The following is a 7054-nucleotide window of genomic DNA, read 5'->3' as shown; positions in this document are numbered from 1 at the left end:
GGGTGGTGTTGTGGGTTTGGGCGTTTGTGGGTGTGGGGTGTCCGTGGCTGTTGTCTTGTTTCGGGTGGCGGGTATATTTCTGGTCGTTCGTACGAGAGAGCGTGCTGGACGGCTCAACTCCTGTGTGTGCAGGGTGGGTTGGTCTGGACGGGGAAGCCGCTGAGTCTTCGTGCGCTGGGTCTTTCCGCCTTTCTCGCTCGTGTGTTGTTCCATGACTGGGGGAGGTCTGGGATGAGGCATGGTTTCCACCCGCGGGTGGCGAGCTTGGACGGGGGCCTGTGGGGGTGGCCCTCGCTCGCGAGCTGGCGGGCCGCGGGATGTCGGCCGTGAGCGTCGAGTCGGAGGCTGCGGTCTCCAGGCGGCGCCAGGCGGCCGTGCTGGATGCGCGTGCGTGCCGTGCCGGGTGCGGTCCGGTCACTTGCCGGGGCTGGTGGCTGCGTCACCATGCTGCCGTGACGCTGTGGAGCCGGAGCCGGAGCCGGAGCCGGAGCCGGGGCTAGAGCCGTGGCCGGGGGTGGAGCCGGAGTCGGGGGTGAACTTCGGTGTGGCGTGCCGGGGCGGCTGGTCCGTTGTCTTGGTGCCGGTGTCGATGGCTTTCCTTCGTCGGTGTGGCTGGTGTCCGCGGCTAGTTGATGGAGCTGTCGTACTCGGTGCCGGCGGGGTTGGCCGGTGTCGGTTGGTGGTGCAGGCCTGGGGGTTGCTGCGGCAGCGTTGCGGGGTGGCTGTGCCAGGGGGCCTGTTCTCGTTCGGTGGGGCTGGCGGTCTGGACGGTCTGGGCTGTCGGTGTCGGTGTCCCATCCCGGTGACCGTTCTTTGCGGTTCCCTCGTCTGCGGGACGGCTCTTGTCGGGATCTACTACGCGTACTGCCGCAACCGGGTGTTGGTGTTTCGTTTCCTGTGTTGGTCGGAACTGTAGGTGTCCTTGGTAGCCGGTCGTCTGGAGGTGAGTCATGCGTCGGGTGTCAGCCGAGTTGTACGATCCACGCTCCGTGCTGCGTGGCGAGGTGCGCGAGGACCGGGGCCGTACTGCTGTGGTGCCGCGTTCGGCTTGGCGTGTGTTGATTGTCGATGCCCGAGTGGAGGATGCTCAGCCGTTGGCGGAGGCTTTGCGGCGGCATGGTTACCACGTTGAACGTGCGGGTGAGGGCTTTGCCGCGTTGGAGACGTGTGGTGAGCGTGATGTGGATGTCGTGCTCTTGGATATTGATTTACCTGATGTCGATGGTCTTCAGGTGTGCCGGCAGTTGGCTGGTTCCGGTCCGACTGCGGTTATCGCGCTTACTGCTCGTGGTGGTGAGTTGGATGTAGTGCTGGGGTTGCAAGCGGGTGCGGATGACTATCTGGTGAAGCCTTGTGGCATCAGGGAGTTGCTGGCTCGTATCGAGGCGGTGATGCGTCGGGTGCGACCTCGTACGGTGCGTCGGGTTTTGTCGATCGGGGCGTTGCGTATCGATGCGGCACTGCGGGAGGTTCGTTTGGGTGGCCGTGCCATTGCGGTGACTCGTAAGGAGTTCGACCTGTTGTATGTGTTGGCTTCTCGGCCGGAGATGGTTGTCACCCGGGAGCAGCTTATGCGGGAGGTGTGGGCGGACTCGTGGTCGCGGCGTACGGTGGACACGCATGTGAGTAGTCTGCGTACGAAATTGGGGTCTCGTGATTGGATTGTCACGGTGCACGGGGTGGGATTCCGTATCGGGCAGGCCTGAAATCCCCATGCCCTCACCGAGGGCTCCCGTTCCCGTCACCGGAGAACCCGCTCTTTCCACCTGGGCGAATCTTGTCCTGGCACCGAGGAACTCCACCCCACCATGGAGGGAATCCGTTCTCTCGCCTGAGGATTCTGATTCTGCCACCCGGGCCCGTGCTTTCACGCAGGCCTGGTTGCCACTCGCTCATCGCCCAAGCCGGGAAGGCATGTGAAGGGAGGTACTCCCTTTTCTGGCTGTCAGGATGGTACTCAATGTAGTTCTTTGTCGAAAACTCACGGGGGGATTCGAAATGAGTCGAGTGAACGAGCCGGGGATCACGTCGGCTGGTATCCGCGTGCGGTGTGAGGGGGTGGACTGTCGGAAGAGGACCGCAGGGCCCGCACGGCTTGCCGCGCCGCGTTCGTGTTTGTGTGTGGGGTGTTTGCGTCTGTTCGTTTTACGGCTTGGGCGGCTGCCTGGTCTCTACGCGGAGCTGGGGGAGGTTCTCAGTTCCGGTCCTGTCAGTGGCGGGCGGGAGCGGACGACGGGTGGGCCGGTGCCTTCGGGTCTTCCGTTCAACGCCGCGGCGGCTGATGTGCGGGCGGAGATCATGGCGACGCTCGGTTCGTGGTGCGGTCTGGTCGCTGCCGAGTGCGGTGTGCCTGCCCCGAAGCGGACGGCCGACGCGTTGGCCGGTCTGCTGGTGGGGCACGCCACCTGTCTGGCCGGCCATCCTGCGGCCGGGGACGCCACGCGTGAGGTCGCCCGCCTGGAGCGGGCCGCCTACCGGGTCGCGCGCGGTGAGAGACCGCGCCGGGTCAGTGTCGGGAACTGTGTCGCGCCCGGCTGCACGGGACGCCTGGTCTCAGTGGTGCACGGCGGCGGTGCGGGTCCTGGCATCGAGTGTGACGCCGACTCCGCGCACTCGTGGCCGGGTGGGCGGTGGACCGAGCTGCGCCGTGTTCTGCGGGGCGGGGGTGAGGAGGCGGTGGGGGAGCGCTGGTTGACGGCCGGTGAGGTCGCTCGTTTGTGGTCCACGTCTACCGGCACGGTCTACCGTCTGGCCAGCGAGCAGCGTTGGCGCCGGCGGAGCCGGGCCGGTCGGACCTACTATGCCGAGTCCGATGTGCACGCATGCTTCGCCCGCCGCCGTGGCGCGGGAGCCTGAACGCCTGCTCGGCACCCAAGGTGGCGGGGCCGTCGAAGGCGAACTCGCCGCCGCGTTTGGGCGGTCGGCCGCCGGTCGGGTCTAGAACCTTGGCAGGGTCGGGCGGCGCATCACCCGCTCCGAGTGGAGCCGACCGGGGACCCGCATGGGCAGATCGGCCAGACAACTGCTACACCGCCCAATTCCGCGACATAGTCGGCCATTGATCGCCGCCAGGCAGCGGAAGAGGGCGATGCAGAGATGCTGGTGGTGATGGATGCCGGCTACGAAGCCCCGTGTATCGCCCAGCAGGTCGTCGCCTGGTTCCAGCCGCACGGTGTCCGGAACCGATGGCGGCGGTGATCGCGGTCCGGGCGGCGACGACCGACCAGCCCGCCGGGTAGCCGGTCACCTCGACGCCGTAGTCGTCGCCTCGGGTCTTCCGTTCGACGCCGCGGCGGCTGATGTGCGGGCGGAGATCACGACCACGCTCGGCTCGTGGAACGGTTTGGTCGTCACCGAGTGCGGTGTGCCTGCCCCGATGCGGACGGCCGACGCGTTGGCCGGTTTGCTGGTGGGACATGCCATCTGGCTGGCCGGCCATCCTGCGGCACTCGTGGCCGGTTTGCTGGTGGGCCGAGTTGCGCCGTGGTCTGCGGGGCGGGGGTGGGGGAGCGTTGGATGAGGGCCGGTGAGGTTGCCCGGTCGCAGTCCCCGTCTACCGGCGCGGTCTACCAGCGATCGGTGACCAGCGACCAGAGAGCAGCGTTGGCGCCGGCGGAGCCGGGCCGGGCGGACCTACTGTGCCGAGTCCGATGTGCATGCGTGCTTCGCCCGCCGCGCCGTGGTGCGGAACCTGGACATTCTGCTGTCGTGGTGGGGAATGTGAACGTCCGTTGCGGTTGTGCGGGAACCCGGGTGCATGCGCCGTGGTGAGGGAAAGTGAGCGTCTCCCGCTGTAGTGCGGGAATGTGGGCATCCGTTGTCACGGTGCGGGTTCCTGAGCGTCTGCCGCCGTGGTGGGGGAATGTGGGCGTCCGTTGTCGTGGGGTGGGGAATCTGATGGTCCGTCGCATTGTCTTGAAGAATTTCTGACATGGTTCTGCATGTGTGCGCGTTGTTTTTCGGGTGGGGACCGAAGAAGCTATGGGCAAGGATCCGGTGAACTGTCGGCGCGCGGCGCGGTGGTTTTGTGGAATTCTCACCACCGGATTTCCCTTGTCCATCGACCCGTGTTGCCGATAGCGCCACAAGGCCCGGACCTCGGGGTCCGAAACCCGGACTCCGGGGCCCGAAATCCGTAACCCGGGGTCCGCAGCCCGAGGCCCGGTGTCCGGGGCCTGGTGTTCGGGGTTCGGAAATGGATGGGGAGGTTTCCCTTCGGGAGGGTTTCCTTCGGGGGGTTTTCTTCGATGGATGGGGAGGTTTCTCTTTCGGTTGCCTGTCCGTGGTTCGTCGTTCCTTCTTCGGTCTGGGGGAGAGTTCATGCACAGTACGTTGATCGTGGCGCGGATGGATGCGCGGTCCAGTGGTGAGGTCGCCGGGATTTTCGGTGAGTTCGACGGTACGGAGATGCCGCATCTCATGGGGACCCGGCGGCGGCAGCTTTTTGCGTATCGGGGCCTGTACTTCCATCTTCAGGACTTCGATTCCGATCAGGGTGGGGAGGTGATCGAGGAGGCCAGGGCGCATCCGTTGTTCGTGAAGGTCAGTGATGACCTCAAGCCGTTCATCCAGGCGTATGATCCGGCGACTTGGCGTTCGCCGGCGGATGCGATGGCCCAGCGCTTCTATCACTGGGCCCCGTCTTCGTGACGTGTTTTCTCCAGGGGGAAGGGGGTGTCGTTCGGATGGGACGTCGAGTAGTGATCACCGGTATCGGTGTGGTGGCACCTGGCGGTGTCGGGACGAAGGGTTTTTGGGATCTGCTCAGTTGTGGCAGGACCGCGACCCGTACCATCACGTCTTTCGATGCGTCGCCGTTTCGTTCGCGGGTGGCCGCCGAGGTCGATTTCGATCCGCAGGCGCACGGGTTGAGCCCGCAGGAGGTCCGGCGTATGGACCGGGCGGCTCAGTTCGCGGTGGTGACCACCGCGGAGGCGTGGGCCGACAGTGGTCTGGCCATGGGGGATGTGGATCCTCATCGCACCGGGGTGACGGTGGGCAGCGGTGTGGGGGCGACCATGGCCCTGGATCGTGAGTACGGGGTCGTCAGTGACGGCGGCCGTCTGGAGTTGGTCGATCACCGCTATGCGGTGCCGCATCTGTACGACTACTTCGTGCCCAGTTCGTTTGCGAGCGAAGTGGCGTGGAAGGTCGGCGCGGAAGGTCCGGTGGCCGTGGTGTCCACCGGCTGTACGTCGGGTCTGGACTCGGTGGGTTATGCCACGGAGTTGATCCGTGAGGGCAGCGCCGATGTCATGTTCGCCGGTGCGGCCGCCGCTCCCATCTCGCCGATCACGGTGGCGTGTTTCGATGCGATCAAGGCGACCACTCCGCGCAATGACGATCCCGCGCATGCGTCGAGGCCCTTCGATCGGACCCGTAACGGCTTCGTGCTGGGGGAGGGCGCGGCCATGTTCGTCCTTGAGGAGCGCGAGCGGGCGATGCGGCGCGGTGCCTGTGTCCATGCCGAGATCGCGGGTTTCGCGACGCGCTGCAACGCCTTCCATATGACGGGGTTGCGGCCCGATGGCCTGGAGATGGCCGAGGCGATCCGGTGGGCGATGGGCGAGGCGCGGGTCAATCCCGAGGACGTCGACTACATCAACGCCCACGGTTCGGGTACCAAGCAGAACGACCGACACGAGACGGCCGCGTTCAAGGCCAGTCTGGGCGCGCACGCCTACCGTGCTCCGGTCAGTTCCATCAAGTCGATGGTGGGGCATTCACTCGGTGCGATCGGTTCGTTGGAGATCGCCGCCTCGGTCCTCGCGATCGAGAACAATGTGGTGCCGCCCACGGCGAACCTGCATGAGCCGGATCCCGAGTGCGACTTGGACTATGTGCCGGTGCACGCGCGTGAGCAGCGCGTCGACACGGTGCTGAGTGTGGGCAGTGGATTCGGCGGGTTCCAAAGCGCGATGGTGTTGCGGAGGGCGGCATGAGCGCCCCGGTCGTCGTCACCGGCCTGGGGGTTGCCGCCCCCAACGGGCTGGGCGTGGACGATTTTTGGGCCGCCACCCGCAAGGGTCTCAGCGGCATCGGGGAGATCGCCCGGTTCGATGCCTCGGGCTATCCGGCCCGTCTGGCCGGCGAGGTCCCCGGTTTCCGGGCCGAGGACCATCTGCCGGGCCGGCTGCTGGCGCAGACCGACCACATGACGCGGCTGGCGCTGGTCACCGCCGACTGGGCGCTCGCCGACGCGGGCGTGCTCCCCGCGCAGTGGGACCCCTTCGCGATGGGTGTGGTCACCGCGAGTTCGGCGGGCGGTTTCGAGTTCGGCCAGCGTGAACTCCAGGCGCTGTGGAGCAAGGGCGGCCAGTACGTCAGCGCCTACCAGTCCTTTGCCTGGTTCTACGCCGTCAACACCGGCCAGATCTCGATCCGCCACGGCATGCGCGGCCCCAGCGGAGTCGTGGTCTGCGATCAGGCCGGGGGCCTGGACGCCCTGGGGCAGGGCCGCCGCCAGATCCGCAAGGGCAGCAAGCTGATCGTCTCCGGCGGCGTCGACGGCTCGATCTGCCCCTGGGGGCATGTCGCCCAACTCGCCTCACAGCGCCTGAGCACCTGCCCCGACCCCACCCGCGCCTATCTGCCCTTCGACGCCCAGGCGGCCGGCCACGTGCCAGGGGAGGGCGGCGCCCTGCTGATCTTGGAGGACGCGGCGGCGGCACGGGAGCGGGGAGCACACGTGTACGGGGAGATCGCCGGATACGCGGCCACCTTCGACGCCCGATCCGCCACCGGCCGCCCACCGGGCCTGACCCGGGCGATACGGCTCGCGCTCGCCGACGCCGGCACCCTCCCCGACCAGGTCGACGCGGTCTTCGCGGACGCCGCCGCGATCCCGGAACTGGACCGGGCCGAGGCGGACGCGCTCACCGAGGTCTTCGGCCCCCACAAGGTGGCGGTGACCGCACCCAAGACGATGACCGGGCGCCTGCTGTCCGGCGCCGCCTCGCTGGACGTGGCCGCGGCCCTGCTCTCGATCAGGGACGGCGTGATCCCGCCCACCGCCCAGGGTGGTCGAGGGGCCCCCAGGGCGGAACGGGAGGTC

Annotated in this window: 4 protein-coding genes; all 4 read left to right on the top strand. The window is 67.2% G+C overall.

Annotation, left to right across the window (positions count from 1 at the left end; translation table 11 throughout):
* Nucleotides 1–989: 989 nt before the first annotated feature.
* Nucleotides 990–1706 (top strand): response regulator transcription factor, encoded by a 717-nt coding sequence (locus E4099_RS26620; RefSeq protein WP_245245191.1) that lies wholly within the window; start codon nt 990–992, stop codon nt 1704–1706.
* Between the two features lie 2614 nt (nt 1707–4320).
* Nucleotides 4321–4650 (top strand): TcmI family type II polyketide cyclase, encoded by a 330-nt coding sequence (locus E4099_RS26610; protein WP_135341670.1) that lies wholly within the window; start codon nt 4321–4323, stop codon nt 4648–4650.
* A gap of 35 nt (nt 4651–4685) precedes the next feature.
* Nucleotides 4686–5942: a beta-ketoacyl-[acyl-carrier-protein] synthase family protein gene (locus E4099_RS26605; protein ID WP_135341669.1), complete on the top strand. Its 1257-nt coding sequence runs from the start codon at nt 4686–4688 to the stop codon at nt 5940–5942.
* Nucleotides 5939–7054, top strand: a 1116-nt coding sequence (locus E4099_RS26600; protein WP_135341668.1) for a ketosynthase chain-length factor, incomplete at its 3' end; no start/stop codon positions are given. The genes E4099_RS26605 and E4099_RS26600, both read left to right, overlap by 4 nt.

It is taken from the genome of Streptomyces palmae, assembly GCF_004684805.1.
In the GTDB taxonomy this organism is placed as follows: Bacteria; Actinomycetota; Actinomycetes; order Streptomycetales; family Streptomycetaceae; genus Streptomyces; species Streptomyces palmae.
The sequence above is the reverse complement of the archived record's forward strand: the minus strand, read 5'-3'. Positions and strand labels throughout refer to the sequence as shown.

Excerpts from the sequence above, each read along its gene's own strand:
- E4099_RS26610 (WP_135341670.1), top strand. The coding sequence starts at position 4,321 with ATGCACAGTACGTTGATCGTGGCGCGGATGGATGCGCGGTCCAGTGGT.
- E4099_RS26605 (WP_135341669.1), top strand. The coding sequence starts at position 4,686 with ATGGGACGTCGAGTAGTGATCACCGGTATCGGTGTGGTGGCACCTGGC.